The organism is Acidothermus cellulolyticus 11B (assembly GCF_000015025.1).
In the GTDB taxonomy this organism is placed as follows: Bacteria; Actinomycetota; Actinomycetes; order Acidothermales; family Acidothermaceae; genus Acidothermus; species Acidothermus cellulolyticus.
On record NC_008578.1, the window covers coordinates 1,840,946 to 1,859,502 of the forward strand.

Annotated in this window: 13 protein-coding genes, 1 tRNA gene and 1 pseudogene; 8 read left to right on the plus strand and 7 right to left on the minus strand. The window is 63.1% G+C overall.

The genetic code is table 11. The features are described 5' to 3' along the window. Nucleotides 1-14: 14 nt before the first annotated feature. From ACEL_RS08445 to ACEL_RS08480, 7 genes are all read right to left on the minus strand, one after another. A complete protein-coding gene (locus tag ACEL_RS08445) occupies nucleotides 15-707 on the minus strand; it encodes a maleate cis-trans isomerase family protein (protein WP_011720474.1) in 693 nt (230 codons plus the stop codon). Nucleotides 708-924: 217 nt separating this feature from the next. Further along, nucleotides 925-2,604: an amino acid ABC transporter permease/ATP-binding protein gene (locus ACEL_RS12960; RefSeq protein WP_011720475.1), complete on the minus strand. Its 1,680-nt coding sequence runs from the start codon at nucleotides 2,602-2,604 to the stop codon at nucleotides 925-927. A 110-nt stretch (nucleotides 2,605-2,714) separates the two neighbouring features. Continuing rightward, nucleotides 2,715-3,569: an ABC transporter substrate-binding protein gene (locus ACEL_RS08455; protein ID WP_169303203.1), complete on the minus strand. Its 855-nt coding sequence runs from the start codon at nucleotides 3,567-3,569 to the stop codon at nucleotides 2,715-2,717. Nucleotides 3,570-4,151: 582 nt separating this feature from the next. Beyond that, complete coding sequence (locus tag ACEL_RS08465) at nucleotides 4,152-6,500, minus strand: xanthine dehydrogenase family protein molybdopterin-binding subunit (RefSeq protein WP_011720477.1); 2,349 nt, start codon at nucleotides 6,498-6,500, stop codon at nucleotides 4,152-4,154. Then, a complete protein-coding gene (locus ACEL_RS08470; RefSeq protein ID WP_011720478.1) occupies nucleotides 6,497-7,282 on the minus strand; it encodes a CoA-transferase subunit beta in 786 nt (261 codons plus the stop codon). Before ACEL_RS08470 ends, ACEL_RS08465 begins: the two co-directional genes overlap by 4 nt. Further along, complete coding sequence (locus tag ACEL_RS08475; protein ID WP_202943347.1) at nucleotides 7,279-8,220, minus strand: CoA transferase subunit A; 942 nt, start codon at nucleotides 8,218-8,220, stop codon at nucleotides 7,279-7,281. The genes ACEL_RS08470 and ACEL_RS08475 overlap by 4 nt, the downstream gene beginning before the upstream one ends. A gap of 11 nt (nucleotides 8,221-8,231) precedes the next feature. Continuing rightward, on the minus strand, nucleotides 8,232-9,179 hold the full coding sequence (locus ACEL_RS08480) for an LLM class flavin-dependent oxidoreductase (RefSeq protein WP_011720480.1): 948 nt from the start codon (nucleotides 9,177-9,179) through the stop codon (nucleotides 8,232-8,234). A gap of 334 nt (nucleotides 9,180-9,513) precedes the next feature. On the opposite strand from ACEL_RS08480, the gene npdG reads away from it, so the two are divergent. The 8 genes and pseudogenes from npdG (at nucleotide 9,514) to ACEL_RS08520 (ending at nucleotide 18,216) form a co-directional block, all read left to right on the plus strand. After that, complete coding sequence (gene npdG, locus ACEL_RS08485) at nucleotides 9,514-10,203, plus strand: NADPH-dependent F420 reductase (RefSeq protein WP_011720481.1); 690 nt, start codon at nucleotides 9,514-9,516, stop codon at nucleotides 10,201-10,203. Between the two features lie 928 nt (nucleotides 10,204-11,131). Beyond that, complete coding sequence (locus ACEL_RS08490) at nucleotides 11,132-12,646, plus strand: NAD-dependent malic enzyme (RefSeq protein WP_011720482.1); 1,515 nt, start codon at nucleotides 11,132-11,134, stop codon at nucleotides 12,644-12,646. A 28-nt stretch (nucleotides 12,647-12,674) separates the two neighbouring features. Next, nucleotides 12,675-13,763 carry a GTP 3',8-cyclase MoaA gene (moaA, locus tag ACEL_RS08495; protein ID WP_011720483.1) on the plus strand — a complete coding sequence of 363 codons (1,089 nt, stop codon included), beginning with the start codon at nucleotides 12,675-12,677 and terminating at the stop codon, nucleotides 13,761-13,763. Between the two features lie 134 nt (nucleotides 13,764-13,897). Next, a pseudogene (gene orn / locus ACEL_RS08500) lies at nucleotides 13,898-14,482 on the plus strand (oligoribonuclease); the annotation flags it as partial. 291 nt (nucleotides 14,483-14,773) lie between these two features. Continuing rightward, a tRNA-His gene (locus ACEL_RS08505) sits at nucleotides 14,774-14,849 on the plus strand. A gap of 365 nt (nucleotides 14,850-15,214) precedes the next feature. After that, on the plus strand, nucleotides 15,215-15,496 hold the full coding sequence (locus ACEL_RS08510) for a metal-sensitive transcriptional regulator (RefSeq protein WP_011720485.1): 282 nt from the start codon (nucleotides 15,215-15,217) through the stop codon (nucleotides 15,494-15,496). Between the two features lie 69 nt (nucleotides 15,497-15,565). Beyond that, on the plus strand, nucleotides 15,566-15,769 hold the full coding sequence (locus tag ACEL_RS08515) for a heavy-metal-associated domain-containing protein (RefSeq protein WP_011720486.1): 204 nt from the start codon (nucleotides 15,566-15,568) through the stop codon (nucleotides 15,767-15,769). 59 nt (nucleotides 15,770-15,828) lie between these two features. Beyond that, entirely contained in the window at nucleotides 15,829-18,216 is a 2,388-nt protein-coding gene (locus ACEL_RS08520; RefSeq protein WP_011720487.1) for a heavy metal translocating P-type ATPase, read from the plus strand. The last annotated feature ends 341 nt before the right edge of the window (nucleotides 18,217-18,557 follow it).

Here is an 18,557-nt window from a genome sequence, read left to right on the forward strand (position 1 = left end):
GCACCTCTTCGCAGTTACGCGGCCAAAAGTCTGGACACGATCCGGAGTGTCGCCGCCAGAACAGCTTGATTACTGGAGATCACCGGTATGCCAAGCTTTTCGGATATTACGGGCAGGACTTCAAACGCCCTGAAGTTCGTGCACGACACAAAACCCAGGTCGATGTCTAGCCCGCCCAGTGACGCGACAACGGAATCAATGATCGTGGTGGGAGGCACCTGAGCGATCTGGAAGTTTTCGTCGATTCCGAGGCCAGCAATCTTCACCACCTCCACACCGTCTGCCTCGACGCTAGCCTTGATCCTCTCGTTCAAGTCGTCAACATACGGCGTGAAGATCCCGACACGGCGCGCACCGGAGGCCGCAATCGCCTCGCGTACCGACCGTACTGTCGACACTGTAGGTGCACCAGTGACATCGCTGATCCGCTGGCACAGCTGCGTGTCATATGCATCGCCCCGCAAGGCTCCCGCGCTTGTACAACCGAAGACAACGACGTGCGGTCTGGCCGTTGCGAGATCGCGAGCGGCAGGAAGAGCGAAGTCGTCGAGCATGCGACTCTCGCCCTCGACAGTGGTCGCCTCCATGAACATGCGTGCCGTGTGCAGTGTTGCCTCCGGCGGCAACTGACGCACGAAGTCCACCTCCATCACCGTGTTGGATGAGGGGATCATCAGGCCGACGCGAACTCGATGATCTCCGTTCATTCGTCGCTCCACATGCCGAGTTGGGAAGTCTTCAGGATGACCTTCCGGCAGAATTGCTTGTCGCCCCGCCGTTGGTGATCACGAGCTCTCTCAGACCACTGTATGACGACAGCATCACACGAGCACTGGCATGATTCGCCCAAAATCCCCCTCATTCCTCGTCGACTCTTGCCACGTATCATTCGTTTCGCCGACGGCAGTCACCGCCGAAGCTTCATCACGGAGCAATTGACTCACCAGCATGGATGATCTGCAAAAAGCGGCGGGTCCGTTGGTCTCTGGGATTGCTGAAGATCTCGTCCGGTGCACCTTCCTCCACGACAACACCGCCTTCCATGTAGATCACTCGATCGGCGCACGCCCGCGCAAAGCCCATCTCGTGGGTAACCACGATCATCGTCATACCGAGTTCGGCCAGTTCGCGGATGAGGCTCAGAACTTGGCCCACGAGCTCAGGGTCCAGTGCGGAGGTCGGCTCGTCGAACAACATCAACCGCGGGTGGCAGGCCAAGGCACGCACGATCGCGACCCGCTGCTGCTGACCACCCGACAGCTGGTGGGGATAGTGATTCTCGAAGCCCGAGAGTCCCGCCCAGTCCAGTAGCGCACGCGCTTCCCGCCTCGCATCGCGCGCATCGCGACCGTAGACGCGCACCGGGGCTTCCATGATGTTCTGCAGCACCGTCATGTGGTCGAAAAGGTTGAAGTGCTGAAAAACGAAACCGATCCGCGCGTCACGCCGCGCAGCAGCCGCTGAGCGCACGGGCACGACACCCCGAGAGGTGCGGCGATAGCCGACGAGCTTCCCGTTGACGAGAATCTCTCCCGCGTCGATCTGTTCGAGATGGTTGATCGTGCGCAAGAGGGTGGTTTTACCAGAACCACTCGGACCCAGGATGACGACCACCTCGCCGGCGTTGATATCCATCGAGACGCCGTTGAGAACCTGACGTCCCCGGAAGGTCTTCCGAACGTCTGCGATTTTCACAAACGGCTCGACGAGAGCGCCGACGTCTGCACGAAGCGTGGCTGCGAGTTGCTGGGCCAGTTCAGCGTGTTGGCTACTGTGCGTCCGCTTCATCTCCAACTCAACTTCATCGAGTACGTCCGCCACCTCCTCCGTCGCCGACGTGCGCGGCAGCGCCCTTCGCGGCCGCAGACGGGTAAGAAATCGTGCCGACGTCGCGGACGAGCGTGCATCGAGGACCACTGGGACATGCGACGTTTGCGATATAGGCTTTACCTGCTTGCGCTCGATATTCAACCGTCGCTCCGCCCAGCTCTGGAGCACGGTGACAGCAGAACTGGCTATCAAGTAAAGCGCACCCGCAGCGCCGAACACAGCCAAGTATTCAAAGTTCACAGCCACAATCTGCTGACTGCGGAGGGTCAACTCGTCAACTGCAATCACCGACGCCAAGGAAGTGTTCTTCAACATAATGATTAGTTCGTTGGACAGCGCGGGTGCTATCGACCGAAACGCTTGCGGGAGTATCACTCGATGCAGAATCGTCCAGCGCGACATGCCTAGAGCAAGACCAGCTTCTCGTTGGGCGCTCTTGACCGCACTGATCCCTCCCTTTATGATCTCACCGGAGAACGCGATCTCATTCAGCACCAATGCTATGACGGCAGTCGTGAATGGGCTGACTCGAAATCCGAGTGTCGGCAGTATGTCAAACCAGAAGAGCAACTGCAGCAGGAGCGGTGTGCCACGCATCACCCAGACATACGGCCACAGAAGCACTCGGACTGACCGCCACTTTGACAAACGCATCAAAGCAACAGCTATCGAGGGCGGAATCGCCAAGGCAAATGAGATAACCGTGATCTCCACCGCCGTCGCAAGACCTTGCCAGAGGAAGGGCAACGTGAAGTAGTGAAGCAAATTGGACATTACCGTGCATCCCTTTCATTGATCACAGCTAGTCCTGGCTTTGTGACAGCCACCCTAAGCTGACGTGAGGCGGCCGGCCACCCAAGGCGGCCGGTCGCCTCACCCTTCCGTCAGGATGACGATGAGGGACTCAGGAGTGACGTGTCCGGTATTCCCCACTTACTGGCATCCGTCTTGTATTGAGCAGAGGACAAGTACCACTCAACATCGCTCCGCAATGCGGGCAACATCGGGCTGTTCTTGGCAACTGCAATACCGACTTCTATTTCTGTCCCCGGTACAACAAAGGCCACCCCATATGCCCCGGGCTTTTGCTTTTGCACATAAATCAGTGAAAGTGAATCTTCGATGATTCCGAACAGTCGGCCATTATCGATCTGAGCAAGCTCGTCGGATACGGCCTGGAAGGACTTGAGATCGAGGCCAGCCTTTCCCGCGCTCTTGCACTTCTGTGTCATTGAGTTGCCGGCCTCAGCTTCACTCGGGCTGCCGGTCACCACGCCGATGGGCTTCCCGCATAAGTCAAGCTCGCTCTTCGTCGTCGATAGATTCTTCTGGGCTACGAGCACGGATAGGCCGCTCTTCATGTATGGCACGAAGTCAACCACCTTCTCCCGCTCAGCCGTCACGTAGACGTCGGAGACAGCCATGTCAAGCTGACCCGACTGGATCGCCGGGATCAAGCCACTGAAGTTCGAGATCTGGATCGTGTAGTTCTGATGAACGTGATCCATAAGTGCCTTGATCATATCCGCTTCGAAGCCCTGAACCTTGGAGGGATCAGACGGATCGCGGATCATCATGGGAGGAAAGTCGGCCGAGGTTCCGATCTTCAGCGTTCCCGCCTTCAGCGGCTGCGCGCCGGCCGTGCCGACAGCGCTCGTACCGGCCGCGGACGCCGTAGAGCGTGCACTTGATCCGGCGGAACTGCCGGAGCTGCTACACGCCGTGACAGCAAGGCTCACCAGAATTCCCGTGCAGATGACGTGACCCGTCGCCCCCCGTATGGACCTCTTCATAAGCACCACCCGCTTTCTGCGCATCATGCCGGATGACGACCGCCTTGCCGATGCCGCTGATCGGTCGTATGGCATACGGTTGTCCTTCTGATGCTAGGGTGGGGGTGCGGTGTTGCTTAGGTCACACGCTTACAATAATGCGAGTTTGTCGTAGTCAAGAAGTGCTACAAGGCTGGGGTGGCTGCTCTGAAATGGCGGCGCGACTCCGCGTTTTTCTACCGCTCCAACTCCTATTTCGCCTATCCGCTGTAACCCGCGGCATGGGTGCGATAGCCCCGGCAGGGAGAGCACGGTTCGCTACACGGCGTGATAACACGTTTATAACGCTTCGGCAGCAATTTTCACTCGAGATCGCAACACTGGATGGGCGGCTGATGCTATGAGGCCCGCGTCAGCGACGCGACCTGCGAGCCTAGGATGTGAGCCAACGGCCAGGTCATGAGAGCCCCGCTGCTCAGGGGTATTCCGACAGTCCGGTGAGGGGGGACGCAGCCCCGCCATCTGCAACGTCGTACTGACAAGCTCGGCTTATGCGGCGCCTCGGATGGGATTGTCGCGCAGCAAGTCGAGCAGCCGCTCGGGCGTCATGGGAAGGCGGCGCGGTTCAATACCAATTGCGTCGGCAATAGCACTCGCGATCGCCGCCGCAACCGGACCGATGGGCGGCTCGCCGATGCCTCGCGCCTGCATGGGTCCCTTCCCTTCGCCGCTCTCAACGATCCTGACCGTGATGTCGGGAACCTCAAGAGCGGTTGGTACTAGGTAGTCTGCAAAGAGCGTTGACTTGGGTATACCTTCGTCCAACTCCACCTCTTCCATCAATGCATAGCCGAGGCCCTGTGCCACACCGCCCTGGATCTGGCCTTCTACCCGTAAGGGGTTGATAGACCGCCCTACATCATGTGACGCGACGTATTTCAGCACTGTTACGCAGCCAGTTTCGAGATCCACTTCAACCTCTGCAGCATGCGCACCGTAGGTGTAATCCGGGAAAGTCGCTCCCTTGCCGGTCGTCGGATCAAAGCTCCCAACCGGCGCCCGCCAGGTATAAAGCACGGCGGGACTCACGCCGCGACTCTCGCACTCGCGAGCCAGCGTCGCGAGATTGATGCCCTGGCCTGCGGTTTCCCCGCGAGCGACGAAGACGGCGCCGTCACGAAACTCAAGTTGCTCGGGGGTGGTATTGAGGATGCCAGCCGCGACATCTGCGAGTACGCGGCGGAGTTCGAGAGCCCCATGGAGCACAGCATTACCCGACATATAGAGCTGCCGGGTCGCAAATGTGCCTCCCGCAGGTGGGTTCAGGGCTGTATCCCCGATGTGGACACTGATCTCGTCTAACGACACACCCAGCACCTCGGAGGCGATCTGGCAAAGGCTGGCGGCTTGGCCACCACCGAGATCGGTGATGCCGCTGCGGATGGTCAGACTGCCATCGGCGGACAGACTCAGCCAGACAGATGCCTGATCGTGGAACCATGCCGTGCGCCCGTAGGGTTGCATGTTGCATGCCAAGCCCCTGCCGATCCGCTTCCGTGGTGAACTCGGCGCGGACGGCGCACCGAGCGCGTACATCGCCTGGTCAAGGGTTTCCTCGATTGCAACTGTCGTGTCGACGCGCTCCCCAGTTGGACGAAGGTCGCCCTTTCGCAAGAAGTTCCGCTTGCGTATCTCGTCTGGCGGTAGGTTGAGAACCCGCGCCAGACGATCCATCTGACCTTCGTAGCCGAACACGACCTCCATTGCGCCGAAACCACGAAATGCACTTGTCGGCACTTGATTAGTAAAGACTGCACGCGATCGAACTCGCGCATGAGGAATGCGATAGGGGCCGCATGCAGTAACCGCGGCAGCGAACATGACCCTCGCACTCAGGTAGGGATAGGCGCCGGCATCACCTACGATGTCGACTTCCTGCGCCGTAATGACGCCGTCGCGACGTGCACCAGTCTTGTACTTCATTACGAACGGCGCACGCTTAGTGGTCGCCAGAATGGACTCCTGCCGCTCAAAGATCATGCGCACTGGGCGTCGGGTATACCAAGCAAGAAGTGCCACGTAAGGTTCCACCGTCATGTCTTCTTTCCCGCCAAATCCACCACCCATGTACGTACTGATGACCCTCACTCTGTTTTGCGGGAGATTGAGGATTTCAGCAATCTCGGCCGCATGCTCGACCACCTGGGTGGCAGCCCTGATCGTAAGGATCCCTTGGTCCATCCAGGCCACCGCGGCTTCGGGTTCCAGGTACGCGTGCTCGACGAACTGTGTCCGATACTCCTCCTCGACGACGACGTCAGCCTCGCGAAATCCTGCTTCGACGTCTCCGCAGCTGATGTTCCAAGTGATCAGGACATTCCCTTCCTCGTGCACTAAAGGAGCATCGGGCAAGAGAGCCGACAGCGGATCATAAACACCGGGAAGCGGTTCAAGGTCGATGTCCACCAGCTCAGCCGCCTGGTCCAGCGCTGCTCGCGTTTCCGCAGCCACCAGAGCCACCGGCTCGCCCGCATAGCGCACTCTGTCCGCCGCAAGAACAGGCATGGCCACGTCAAGCTCGCCAAGTCCTCCACTGGCGTGGGTGGCGATACGGTTGACCGGCACATCCCGCGCTGTCAGCACCGCAGCCACACCGGGCACCTCAAGGGCCTTCGACACGTCGATCGCCCGGATCCGCGCGCTCGCCATCGGGCTGCGGACCACCTTGCCGAGCAGCATGCCGGGCAGCGACCAGTCCTCCGCATAGAGCAGCGAACCCTTGACCTTCTCGATGAAGTCATGACTCATTATCGACTTTCCGACGACTCGTCGATCAGTTGCGACCACCGACGAGTCCGTCGCGATACCGCCGACGGAATCTACGGACGTGTCGCTCATGACGCTCGCCCCCTGCGCACCGCGGCCTCACCATCGCGGAGCAACCGGTAGGTATCGAGTTCATCCTCGGACGGCGGGTCGATCTCACCAATTTCATCCGCCATCAGCAGCTCGAAGCCCGTTGCAGCCTCAACCTGCTCGACGGAAGCGCCGCGTTGCACAGCGCACAGCCGGAGCCGTCGAGAGTGCGGTTCAAAGTCCATCAGCGCGAGATCGGTGATGACGACACTGACCCTGCCGAAGATAAGACCTGCAGCCTCCCTGGACTTCTCGCCGGTGAGATAACCCGGGCTCGTAATGAAGTCAACCTTCTCGACAAAGCGGCGCGGCTCGTGCACTGTCGCAATCAACACCTCATTACAGAGGGAGATGATGTCGTTAGCGCCTCCGCTCCCGGGCAGGCGGACGCGAGGCTGTGCGTAACTTCCGATGACACTGGTGTTGATGTTGCCGAACTTGTCAATCTGTGCGGCGCCAAGGAAGCCGTAGTCGAAAAAGCCACGTTGCGCAAACAGGAAGATGTCCGTTACGTCCGTCAACATCTCCGCACCATGTGCAGCGCTCATCTCGTTCGTCGAGATCGGGAGGTGGCCCGGCATGAGACGGGTCCCTATGATCCCACCCTCGAGAACGATCGTCAAGTGAGGAGCCTGGCGACGCCGTGCAAGCGCTGCGGCCAGTAGCGGCGTACCCACGCCCGCGAAGACAACCTTGTGATCGGCGAGCATCCGGCTTGCCGTAATAGCCACAATTTCCTCAGGTGTGACATCCTGCCTACTCACGGCGCCAACCTCTTCGCAGCAGCGACGAGATCATCAAGTGTGCCGGGTGGCAGGGAGGCCAGAAAGCCGGCAAAGTCGTCATGCTGATCCACATGCTCGGCAATGTACTCTCGTGCGCCATCTGGGCCTTTCGCCTTCACTAAATTGACGTATTCGTCGAAGTGCCGGAGGTCGGCATGATAGAGGCCGTAACACTCACTGGGATATGCGCCGAACGGTGCCTCGACGATAGCATCAACCGCGAAGTGCGGAAGAATCGTCGTGGTCGGTAAAGCCCGGATCTCGTCGCTGCTCACGATCTGCTCGACGCTCACAATGACGCGCCGCGCCGCTCGAGCCATGTCCACATCCATGTGGCGATAGCCGTCCACCTGAACGTTCCCGTAGATATCGGATCGATGCGCGTGAATCAGCGCGACATCGGGGTTCAGCGCGGGTAGTGCAGCGAGCCGCTGTCCTGTGTAGGGACAGTCGACCTCGCGCAACTCAACGGTCCGCGCGATGTCTGATCCGAGCATCGTCAGCGCTGGAAGGAACGGCACACCCATTGCACCTGCCTTGTAACGCAGGCCTATGCCTAGATGACTCCACTCCTCGTAGACAGCCTGTCCTGTCTCGACGTAATGTCGCATGATCTGCGGCAAGCCCCATTTTAAACCGATGCCGATCCAGCTCGTAATCACGCGATCGGCCATCCCTGCCGCATAAAATAGCTCCGCCTCGTAGCACGTGAGAGGTCGAGAGATTGTCAGGTGGCGGCGCCGCGTCTTCAAGAGCGCGAACACAAGGGCCATGGGTGTTCGTGAGTACAAGGTACCGCCGATTGCGACGTGATCCCCATCATGAACAAGCTCCATCGCCTGAGTGGCCGACATGCGCTTGTCAAGCATCCGCCGGTCGGTCGCCTCGAGTTCCCAGCGAACGGACCGGAAGTCCACCGACGCGCTCATTAATGCTCAGGCCTCCAATCGAGCATAGGAAGCACTTCTTTAGTTAAGCGATCGACTTGCTCATATTCATAATTCCACGGACAGAACACAATGTGCTGTACCCCGGCGTCGACGTGTTGCTGAATCTGTTCCGCACACTGCTCGGGAGTACCGCAAATCGAACTTTCTGGAGTCGAGTCACTCCACTCGGCCACGTCAAAGTAGCTCGCAACATAGGCCATGCATTTCGCACGCGCATCCTCGTACGTACGGTCAATACAGATCGGCAATTGGGCGACATTGCGTAGTTCATCAGGGTCACGTCCCGCTTCCTCGGCAAACATGCGAATCTTTTTCCAAGATTTCGCAAATGCATGTGCAGTGTAGAAGTAGGTAAGCCAGCCATCGCTCTTCGTCGCGACACGCTTCAACACTCGATCGACGTAACCACCGATGAGAACCTGTGGACGTGGCTCGGGACGTGGGAGCATCCTCACATGAGTAAATGTTCGGTCTTCGTACTGACCGTTGACGTCGTCCTCCGTCCAGAGGCGGTACAGTATTTCGAGGTTGCGCTCGAAGATCCTTCCTCTCATATGGAGCGGAACTCCAGTAATTGCAAACTCCCGCTCATACCAGCCGGCAGACATGCCGAGCGTCAAGCGACCGCCGCTGGCCAACTGGAGCGTGCCGGTCACCTTTGCCAAGAGCACGGGCTCGCGGATCGGGAGCACAAGCACCCCGGTACCCAACTCGATTCTCTTGGTGTGCGCCGCGACAAGGCTAAGGGTGGTAAGCGACTCAAGGAACGGGAACGCCCTTTTCGAGCCAAGGATCAGATGATCCCACACCCACACGGAAGAGAGGCCGGCCTGTTCGGCCTTCAGGGCGTATTCGATCACGGCATCCATCGAGACGCCGATATTCTCCGGTGCAAAGTTCGCGAGGGCCAGGCCGAAACGTGTCATCTCCACACCCTTGCAATGCCACCGTGATCCGGGATGGGGACCCCGTAGCACGGTTGACGGACGAACGCTCCGAGGATTTGCCACCAGAACGCTATCGACCGGCACGGCGCAGTGCATTGTCTCCAGTTGCTAAAGCTTCGTGTAGATCTTCGTACAGCGTGGCTACATGACTGCGTGATGGGCCGGACATTTGGGCGGCATCGGCTCGATGGTCACGGTGTGATCAGATGCTGAACGGGAGCGTTGCCAGCCGGCAATTTCTGTCATGTCTCGAACAGCGGCGGACTGGTACCGTTCCAGGCAGACCACACGTGGAGACCGAAGGAGTCGGTGCATGGAACGACTTCGGCTTGCCGTCATTGGAGGCACGGGTCCGCAGGGTCGCAGTCTGGCCTATCGGTTCGCCGTGGCGGGCCACCATGTCGTCATCGGCTCTCGCGTCGCGGAGCGAGCCTCACGGACGGCAGAGGAGATTCAGTTGCGTGTTCCACGGTCATCTGTGGTGGGCCGAACGAACAACGAAGCAGCAGCCGACTGTCCGGTTATCCTTCTCGCCGTACCCTACGATGGACATGCCGACGTCGTGACGTCGCTCCGAGATTGCCTTGTCGGCAAAGTTGTGATCAGCTGCGTCAATCCCCTTTTGGTTGACAAGACGGGCGCTCGAGCCGTGCGGGTTCCGCATGGCAGTGCGGCAGAGGAAGCCGCGGCGCTCGCACCAGGATCCGACGTCATCGCCGCTTTCCATCATCTTTCCGCAGCCAAGCTCTGGCGAGACGACGAGAGTCTCAGGCAAGAAGACGTCCTCGTGTGCGGCGACAACCCGACCGCAAAGAATTTGGTGATGGAACTTGCGTCGGCGGTCACCGGCCGACCGGGGGTGGACGCCGGCCCGTTACGGATGGCCGGTGTGCTGGAATCGTTCACCGGAGTCCTGATCAATATCAACCGGCGCTACAAGACACGCTCGGGTATCGCAATCGTCGGTCTCGCCGGTCGGAACAGGCAGAGCCCAGGCGCCTAGCGCGGTCCGAACGGGTCCGCCGGCTGTGCTGGACACTGACGCCGGTTGATTCACGTCGAGCGCGCGAGAGACGCGGACCGTGACGCTCCGGTGCTGGAAGTGACGACGCACGGCACGGACGTCTCGCAACTGCAACGCGCACGCCCTCGTGTCGTGCTTTTGGGGTACCGGTCCGCCCTAACCGGCACCCCAAAAGTCTCGATTAGTCCACCTCGTCGACACAACAGTGGGCGCGGTGAAAGACGGCCCCTACGGCAGCATCCTGTTTCGAAGACAATGCCAATTGGCTGACCGCCGTCCGACCATGCAACTCATGGACGCCAAACTAGCGATGCAAAAACACACCGTCAACCTCGTCTCGAGAAATGCGGGCGTTCTACCCTTCCCTTCCCGTAATTTCGTTAGGAAACGCCATACCAGACCCTCAGAGACGCAATTTATGAGGCGCCTGCTGAGCAAGAGGTGACAGACTCCTGCGATGCCCTTCGCCGGGTCCCGGACGATCCGGCTCGCCACTCCACATTGCTGCACACGATCGCTGAGGCGCGCCTTCGCTACGCACACGTCCGCGTCAGCGGCGGGGCCCGCGGTGTCGGCAGCACGCTCGTCCCGGCGCTCCCGGCCCGCGGCGTAGGTCTCGGCGCTTCGCGCCGGCACCGCCCGCCGCTGTCCCGCTGCAACCGGCCGTGTTGGGATTGCGTGCACTGCGTCCCGCGAGCCCTGCGTGTCGGGGTCCGATCCGCCAGCCCGAGCTCGGAGTCATTGGCGCGGCCGGAGACGACCACGCATGCCACGCTGCCTCATCTCCTCGACGACGGCGCGTCGCCCCGATCTGGAGATCAGGACTCTCGTTGACCATTGGCGCAATGCTGGGAACATCACATCGGAGTCAGCGTGACCGTGCCGGGTGATTGAGCGAAGATGAAGCATGGCCGACCTTACAGACACGGTCTCGGATCCCCCGGGTCAGCAGGCCGGCGCGCCACGGCCGACCGGCCGACCGAGTGGAGCCGGCTACACCGTGACCATGCGGGTGGTCGCGCCTAACGACCCCGCGCTTCTACCCCGTCTTGCGACAGCGGTGAGCGAGGCCCACGCCGTGCTCACCGGCTTGGACCTCGTTGAAGTGACGACCGCGGGCGCAACCGTGGACGTCACGCTTCTCGCCCTCGACGAGGCGCACGTCGGCGAAGTCGCCGCCACCATCGAGGCGAAAACGGGCGCGCGGGTCCGGCACACCTCCGACCCGACCTTCCTCTACCACCTCGGCGGCAAGATCGAAGTAACGCCGCGGACGCCGCTGCGTACCCGGCAGGACATGACGATGGCCTACACCCCCGGAGTGGGGCGTGTTGCCGCGGCGATCGCGCAACGTCCCGAGTCCGCGTGGACCCTCACCGCCAAAGGCAACAGTGTCGCGATCGTCACCGATGGAACAGCCGTGCTCGGACTGGGGAATATCGGGCCGTTGGCGGCGCTGCCGGTCATGGAAGGAAAGTCCTTGATTTTCAAGGAATTCGGTGGCGTGAACGCCTATCCCATCTGCTTGAACGCACCGACCCCGGACGCCGTCGTCGAGGCCACCATCGCCATCGCACCGGGCTTCGGCGGGATCAATCTGGAGGACATTGCGGCCCCGGCGTGTTTCGGCATCGAAGCACGCCTGCAAGCCGAACTCGATATCCCGGTCTTTCACGACGACCAGCACGGCACAGCGATCGTCGTGCTTGCCGCCCTGCTCAACGCCTGCCGCATCACGGGCCGCACCTTCCCGGATATCCGGGTCGTCCTCGTCGGATGCGGCGCCGCAGGCACCGCGATCAGCCTCGCACTCCTGGAGGCCGGCGTACGCGACCTCGTCATCGCCGACCGGGACGGCGTCCTGCACGACGGCAACGCCGCCCTGCCGCATCACCGCGAGCTGGCTGCCCGGTCCAATCCGCGCGGCATTCGCGACGTACGAACCGCCATGCACGACGCGGATGTGTTCATCGGCACGGCCCGTCGTGGGTCGATCGACCCGGAGTGGGTGAAACTCATGTCGCCACACCCGATCGTTTTCGCGTTGTCCAACCCGGAGCCGGAAATCCTCCCGCACGAAGTCGGCCCCGACGCGCTGCTCGCGACCGGACGAACCGACCTGCCGAATCAAATCAACAATGCACTCTGCTTCCCCGGCTTCTTCCGCGGAGCCCTGGACGCCCGGGCAACACGCGTGACCAGCGCGATGAAACTCGCCGCCACCCGGGCCATCGCGGACACCGTCACCGACGAGCAACGGGCGATCGGCGTCATCGTCCCCACCATGTTTCAAGCGGCCCTGCATCAGGCAGTGGCCAAGGCGGTTGCCGACGCCTGGCGGGCGGAACACCCGACCATCGGTACCGGCACCGCCAACGATACGGACGACCCCGACACGGGAAACCGCGGAACCGTGCGATGAGACAACCGAGCGACCGCGAGACCCTGCGATGACGCAGCCCATCCGAGACAGCCTCGGTCGTCCGCTCCGTGACTTGCGCATCTCGGTCACCGACCGCTGCAACATGCGATGCCGGTACTGCATGCCGCGGGAGATTTTCGGGCCGAATTTCACCTTTCTGCCCCGCAGTGAGCTGCTCACCTTCGAGGAGATCACCCGTATCGCCGCGGCATTCATCCGCGCCGGCGTGCGGAAAATCCGGCTGACCGGCGGCGAACCGCTGCTCCGCGCCGATCTCCCGCGCCTCGTCGCCATGCTCGCGGACCTGCCCGACGTCCATGACCTCGCCTTGACCACCAACGGCTCGCTGCTCGCGCGATACGCCCGCCCGCTGCGGGACGCCGGACTCCGCCGCGTCACGGTGAGCCTCGATACCCTCAATCCGGCGACATTCTCCCGCCTCGCCGACACCGACATTCCCCTCGACAACGTCCTCGCCGGAATTGACGCCGCTCAATCGGCTGGATTCTTCCCGATAAAGCTCAATGCCGTCATCCGACGGGGGGTCAACGACGGCGACGTCGAAGAACTCGCCGCATTCGCCCGCGACAACGGGCACATCATGCGGTTCATTGAATACATGGACGTCGGGAATTCCAACGGGTGGCGGGCCGCCGACGTCGTGCCCGCCGCGGAAATCATCGCTCGGATTTCCAGCCACTGGCCGATCGACCCTCTCCCGCCGCGCTATCCCGGCGAAGTGGCAAACCGATTCCGTTACCGCGACGGCCGCGGCGAATTCGGTGTCATCGCATCGATAACCCAGCCGTTCTGCCGGGACTGCACCCGGCTGCGGCTCTCCGCCGTCGGTGAAGTCTTCACCTGCCTCTTCGCCGTCCGCGGCCATGACCTCCGCTCAATCGTGCGGAGCAACACCGATTCCGCCGCGATTGACGCCGCGCTCGACGAGGCCATCACGCGCATCTGGTCGCGACGATCGGACCGGTATTCGGAATTGCGTGCGCTCGACAGCGACGGAAGCCGCGAGGACGCGGACGAGTCGGAGGCCTCGGCAGTGCCGGGCCGGTCGACGCACCCCGGGCATCGGAAAGTCGAAATGTCCTACATCGGCGGCTGACATAACGCAGTGCCGAGCCTGGCGCGGCGGCAAAATTCCGCGGACGCAGGCGACGTCGTGGACGCAGGCGACGTCGTGGCACATCCATACGGCGCGACGACGCTTAACCTCAGGCCCTCCCCTAGAGTGATCCCGTGACCGACGCCTTGGTGTGGATCGACTGCGAGATGACTGGTCTCGACCTCCGATCCGATGCGCTCATCGAAGTCGCCATGCTGATCACCGACGCCGAGCTGAACGTCATCAGTGACGGCATCGACGTCGTGATCAAGCCGCCGGACGAGGCGCTGGCCTCAATGCCGGACGTCGTCCGGCAGATGCACACGGCGTCCGGGCTGTTGGATGAACTTCCGCACGGCGTCAGCCTCGCCGAGGCGGAAGAAAGGCTGCTCGGCGTCCTGCGGGAATACGTGCCGGAGGCCGGCAAGGCACCCCTGTGCGGCAATACGATCGCCACCGATCGCGCGTTCCTCGCGCGGGACATGCCGGCGGTCGACGCCTACCTGCACTACCGGATGATCGACGTCTCCAGCATCAAGGAGCTGGTGCGCCGGTGGTACCCCCGGGTGTACTTCGCCAGCCCGGAGAAGAAGAGCGCCCACCGGGCACTCGCAGACATCAGAGAAAGCATTGACGAGCTGCGCTACTACCGCGAGACGATCTTCGTGCCGCTGCCCGGCCCGGACAGCGATACCGCACGCGCTGCGGCCGCCCGGATTCTGGGCCTCACCCCGAACGGCGGCCACCCGAACGGCGAGCGGCTGGACGGCGGTCATCCGGGCGCGGCGGGCGACGAGACTGCGGCGAACGGCGAAGCTACGGCAGGCGGCGGGCCTGCGGCGGGCGGCGAGCCTGGCGAGGGGCCTGGCCCCGAGCGGCCTCTAGACGGGGCGGACGGCAGACCCGCAGACGCCGTACCGCTCGATCCGCCCGCGTCGGGCTGACGCCATCGCGGTCGTACGTCCCGCCCGATACACTTTCTCCTGCAGTCGCTCCCGCGACAAGCCTTGGTGGGTGTAGCTCAGTTGGCAGAGCACTGGGTTGTGGTCCCAGGTGTCATGGGTTCGAGTCCCATCACTCACCCCACGCGAGTCGTGTACCGGTGATTCCGGTACACGTCATGCAGCGGACGTGTTGGGACAATCCCCTCTCCGCCATCCTTGGGACAAGCCACTCGTCGAACAGTTGATCACAGGTCTGACGACGTGCTGATGAGGCCGCCCTCCCAGGCAGGCCCACTCCGGGCCGGGCGATTCCCGGGCAGGCCCCTCCGGCGCAGACCGACTCCGGGCAGAGCCCCTGCGCAGACCTCCCAGGCAGGGCGATTCCCGGGCAGGCCCCTCGGCGCAGGCCGACTCCCGGGCCTAGGCAGATACCTTACCGGGGTATAGTAGCCAGTAGCTGGGAAAGCATGGCGCTGGGAGAGCGCGCCCCTCGCTAGGAGAACAGCCATGGTTGGCTACGCCGGCACGAAAGAGACGGTCCTCGCCCGGTTGCGCCGGATCGAGGGCCAGGTTCGCGGCCTGCACCGCATGGTTGAGCAGGACACCTACTGCATCGACGTCCTCACCCAGATCTCGGCGGCGACCCGGGCGCTGGAGGCCGTTGCGCTCAACCTGCTGGAAGAGCACCTCCGCCACTGCGTCCACGACGCCATCACCGCCGGCGGACCGGAGGCTGAGGAGAAGATCACTGAGGCGGCCGACGCCATCCGAAGGCTCGTTCGATCCTGACGGCAGGGACCAACCGGCCGGAACCAGCCGACACACGCAGCCCAACAGCCCATCCGGAGGAGGATGATCATGACGACCAAGACCTACACCGTCGAGGGAATGTCCTGCCAGCACTGCGTCAGCGCTATCACCGCCGAGGTCGGCAAGGTTCCGGGTGTCGCCGGCGTCACGGTCGACCTTGCCGGCAAGACGGTGACGGTCACCGGCGACGCCTTCGAGGACGCCGCCATTGCAGCAGCCGTCGAGGAGGCCGGCTACACACTTGTCGGCTGATCCGGTTCGGCATCTGCTCGGCCTGGCCTGCGGCCGATCCCGAGAGGAGGCGAGCCCTCATGGCCGCTGAAACCCGTCATCCGACGACGAACCCGACGGAGAGCGAGTACGCCGACATCGAGCTGGCCATCAGCGGAATGACGTGCGCGTCGTGCGCAGCGCGCATCGAAAAAAAGCTCAACCGGCTGGACGGCGTCCGGGCTTCGGTGAATTTCGCCACCGAGAAGGCTCAGGTCACCTTCGATCCGGCCCGGGTCACCCCAGCGGACCTCGTAGCCACCGTTGAGGCGGCCGGATACCGGGCCCGGCTCCCCGAGCGCGTCGCGCGAGCCGGTGCGGGCTCCGCCCAACTTCACGAGCCCGCCGCACCGGGCGCCGGTGCCGCTGCGGCTCCGGCGGGAACCGAGCGCTCCCCCGTCCGCTCCCCTGCCGAGACACCCGACGATGAGACCACCGGAGTGCGCACCCGGCTTCTCATCTCCGCGGCGCTCACCGTTCCCGTCGTGCTCCTCGCCATGGTGCCGTCGCTGCAATTCCGGTTCTGGCAGTGGCTGTCGTTCACCCTGGCGGCTCCCGTGGTCGCCTGGGGCGCCTGGCCGTTCCACCGCGCGACTCTGATCAACCTCCGGCACCGCGCCGTCACCATGGACACGCTCATCTCCGTCGGGGTGCTCGCCGCCTTCGGTTGGTCGGTGTGGGCGCTTTTCCTTGGCGGCGCCGGGGAACCGGGCACGCACATGAGATTCGAGCTCATCCCGCACGCCGCTGGGAACCACCCGGACCTCTACTTGGAGGTTGCGTCCGGGGTCACCACGCTCATCCTGCTCGGCCGTTACCTGGAAGCGCGGGCCAAGCGGCGTTCTGGTGCCGCACTGCGCGCCCTGCTCGAGCTGGGCGCCCGTGACGCAGCGGTGATCCGTGACGGAGCCGAGGTGCGGATCCCGGTCGAACAGCTCGCGGTGGGTGACCGATTCGTTGTCCGACCCGGTGAAAAGATCGCCACCGACGGGGTCGTCGAGGAGGGCACCTCCGCCGTCGACATGAGCATGCTCACCGGGGAATCGGTGCCGGTCGAGGTGGGTCCCGGCTCTGAAGTAGTCGGCGCCACGGTGAACGTCGGCGGCCGCCTCGTGGTCCGGGCGACGCGAGTCGGCGCGGACACCGCCCTGGCGCAAATAGCCCGGCTCGTGGCTCAGGCCCAAGCGGGGAAGGCTCCCGTGCAACGCCTCGCGGACCGCATCTCGGCCGTCTTCGTGCCCGTCGTCATCGCTCTTGCGGCGGCAACACTGCTCTTCTGGCTGGCCGACGGCGCGTCGGCTCGCTTCGCCTTCACCGCGGCCGTCGCCGTCCTGGTCATCGCCTGCCCGTGTGCCCTCGGTCTCGCCACGCCGACAGCCCTGCTGGTTGGAACGGGCCGCGGCGCCCAACTCGGCATCCTCATCAAGGGACCGGACGTGCTCGAATCGACGCGGCGGGTCGACACGGTCGTGCTCGACAAGACCGGCACGGTCACCACCGGAGAGATGACCCTCCTCGACGTGATCAGCGCACCCGGGGTGAGCAGCGAGGAAGCGCTCCGGCTTGCCGGCGCGGTCGAGGATGCCTCCGAGCACCCGATCGCCCGTGCCATCGCCCGCGCAGCCCGCGAGCGGTTTGGGGAACTGCCTGCGGTCGAATCGTTCACCGCGACCGCCGGTCTAGGTGTCGTGGGTGTGGTCGAGGGTCACGCCGTCGTCGTTGGACGGGCCGCTTTTCTTGCGGACTGGGGGCTGCATCCCGGCGCGGAACTCACGGACGCGGCCACGAAGGCAGAGACCGCCGGCCGCACGCCGATTTTCGCGGGTTGGGACGGCGAACTCCGGGCGGTCTTCGTCGTCGCTGACACGCCGAAACCGACGAGCCGGGCCGCCGTGGCCGAGCTCCGCCGCCTCGGACTCCGTCCGGTGCTGCTCACCGGAGACAATGCTCGAACCGCAGAAGCGATCGCCGCCGAGGTAGGCATTGACGAGGTCGTTGCGGAGGTGCTCCCGGCTGAGAAAGTTGCGGCGATCAAGGAATTGCAGGCCCGCGGACGGGTGGTGGCGATGGTCGGCGATGGGATCAACGACGCTGCCGCCCTCGCACAGGCCGATCTCGGAATTGCCATGGGCACCGGGACCGATGTGGCAATCGAGGCAAGCGACATCACCGTCATTTCCGGCGATCTTCGTGCGGTGGTCGACGCAATACGCCTCTCCCGCCGAACCTTGGCGACGATCAAAGGGAACCTGTTCTGGGCGTTCGCCTACAACGTCGCGGCTCTTCCGCTCGCCGCCGCCGGTCTCCTCAACCCGCTGATCGCCGGAGCGGCGATGGCGTTCTCCAGCGTCTTCGTAGTGACGAACAGCCTGCGGCTGCGCCGATTCGGCGTCGCCCACGCCCCGGCGTCCGGCGCCGCGAGCCAGTGACCGGGATGAGGAGCGTCAGCGATGACCGGCGGCCCAGGGAGCGCAGATCACGGTCACACATGCGGACTCACGTCGCAGACATCAGGAATTCCGGTTGTGCAAAAACGGGACGAAGGAATTCTCGGTATGAACCGAGAGAAAGACACTGTTCACCCGCTGAATACAGGGCGTTCGACCTGCCGATCGAGGTCTTTTGATCGGCCGCTTGCGCCTCCCTGCGGCGGTAGACAAGGACTTGCCCTCCCCGACGCAGCGGGTGACGAGAGGAGAGACCACAGAGGTGCCGTGGCAGCCGTTCACTCCCCGGCCGCCACGGTGAGTCCGAGCAGCGGACAGTTCCG

Bases quoted from the DNA above. Each gene is read 5' to 3' on its own strand.
- ACEL_RS08480 (WP_011720480.1), bottom strand. From the start codon at position 9,179: ATGACACGTTTCGGCCTGGCCCTCGCGAACTTTGCACCGGAGAATATC.
- npdG (WP_011720481.1), top strand. From the start codon at position 9,514: ATGGAACGACTTCGGCTTGCCGTCATTGGAGGCACGGGTCCGCAGGGT.
- ACEL_RS08445 (WP_011720474.1), bottom strand. From the start codon at position 707: ATGAACGGAGATCATCGAGTTCGCGTCGGCCTGATGATCCCCTCATCC.
- ACEL_RS08465 (WP_011720477.1), bottom strand. From the start codon at position 6,500: ATGAGCGACACGTCCGTAGATTCCGTCGGCGGTATCGCGACGGACTCG.
- ACEL_RS08515 (WP_011720486.1), top strand. From the start codon at position 15,566: ATGACGACCAAGACCTACACCGTCGAGGGAATGTCCTGCCAGCACTGC.
- ACEL_RS08510 (WP_011720485.1), top strand. From the start codon at position 15,215: ATGGTTGGCTACGCCGGCACGAAAGAGACGGTCCTCGCCCGGTTGCGC.
- ACEL_RS12960 (WP_011720475.1), bottom strand. From the start codon at position 2,604: ATGTCCAATTTGCTTCACTACTTCACGTTGCCCTTCCTCTGGCAAGGT.
- ACEL_RS08490 (WP_011720482.1), top strand. From the start codon at position 11,132: ATGGCCGACCTTACAGACACGGTCTCGGATCCCCCGGGTCAGCAGGCC.
- ACEL_RS08520 (WP_011720487.1), top strand. From the start codon at position 15,829: ATGGCCGCTGAAACCCGTCATCCGACGACGAACCCGACGGAGAGCGAG.
- moaA (WP_011720483.1), top strand. From the start codon at position 12,675: ATGACGCAGCCCATCCGAGACAGCCTCGGTCGTCCGCTCCGTGACTTG.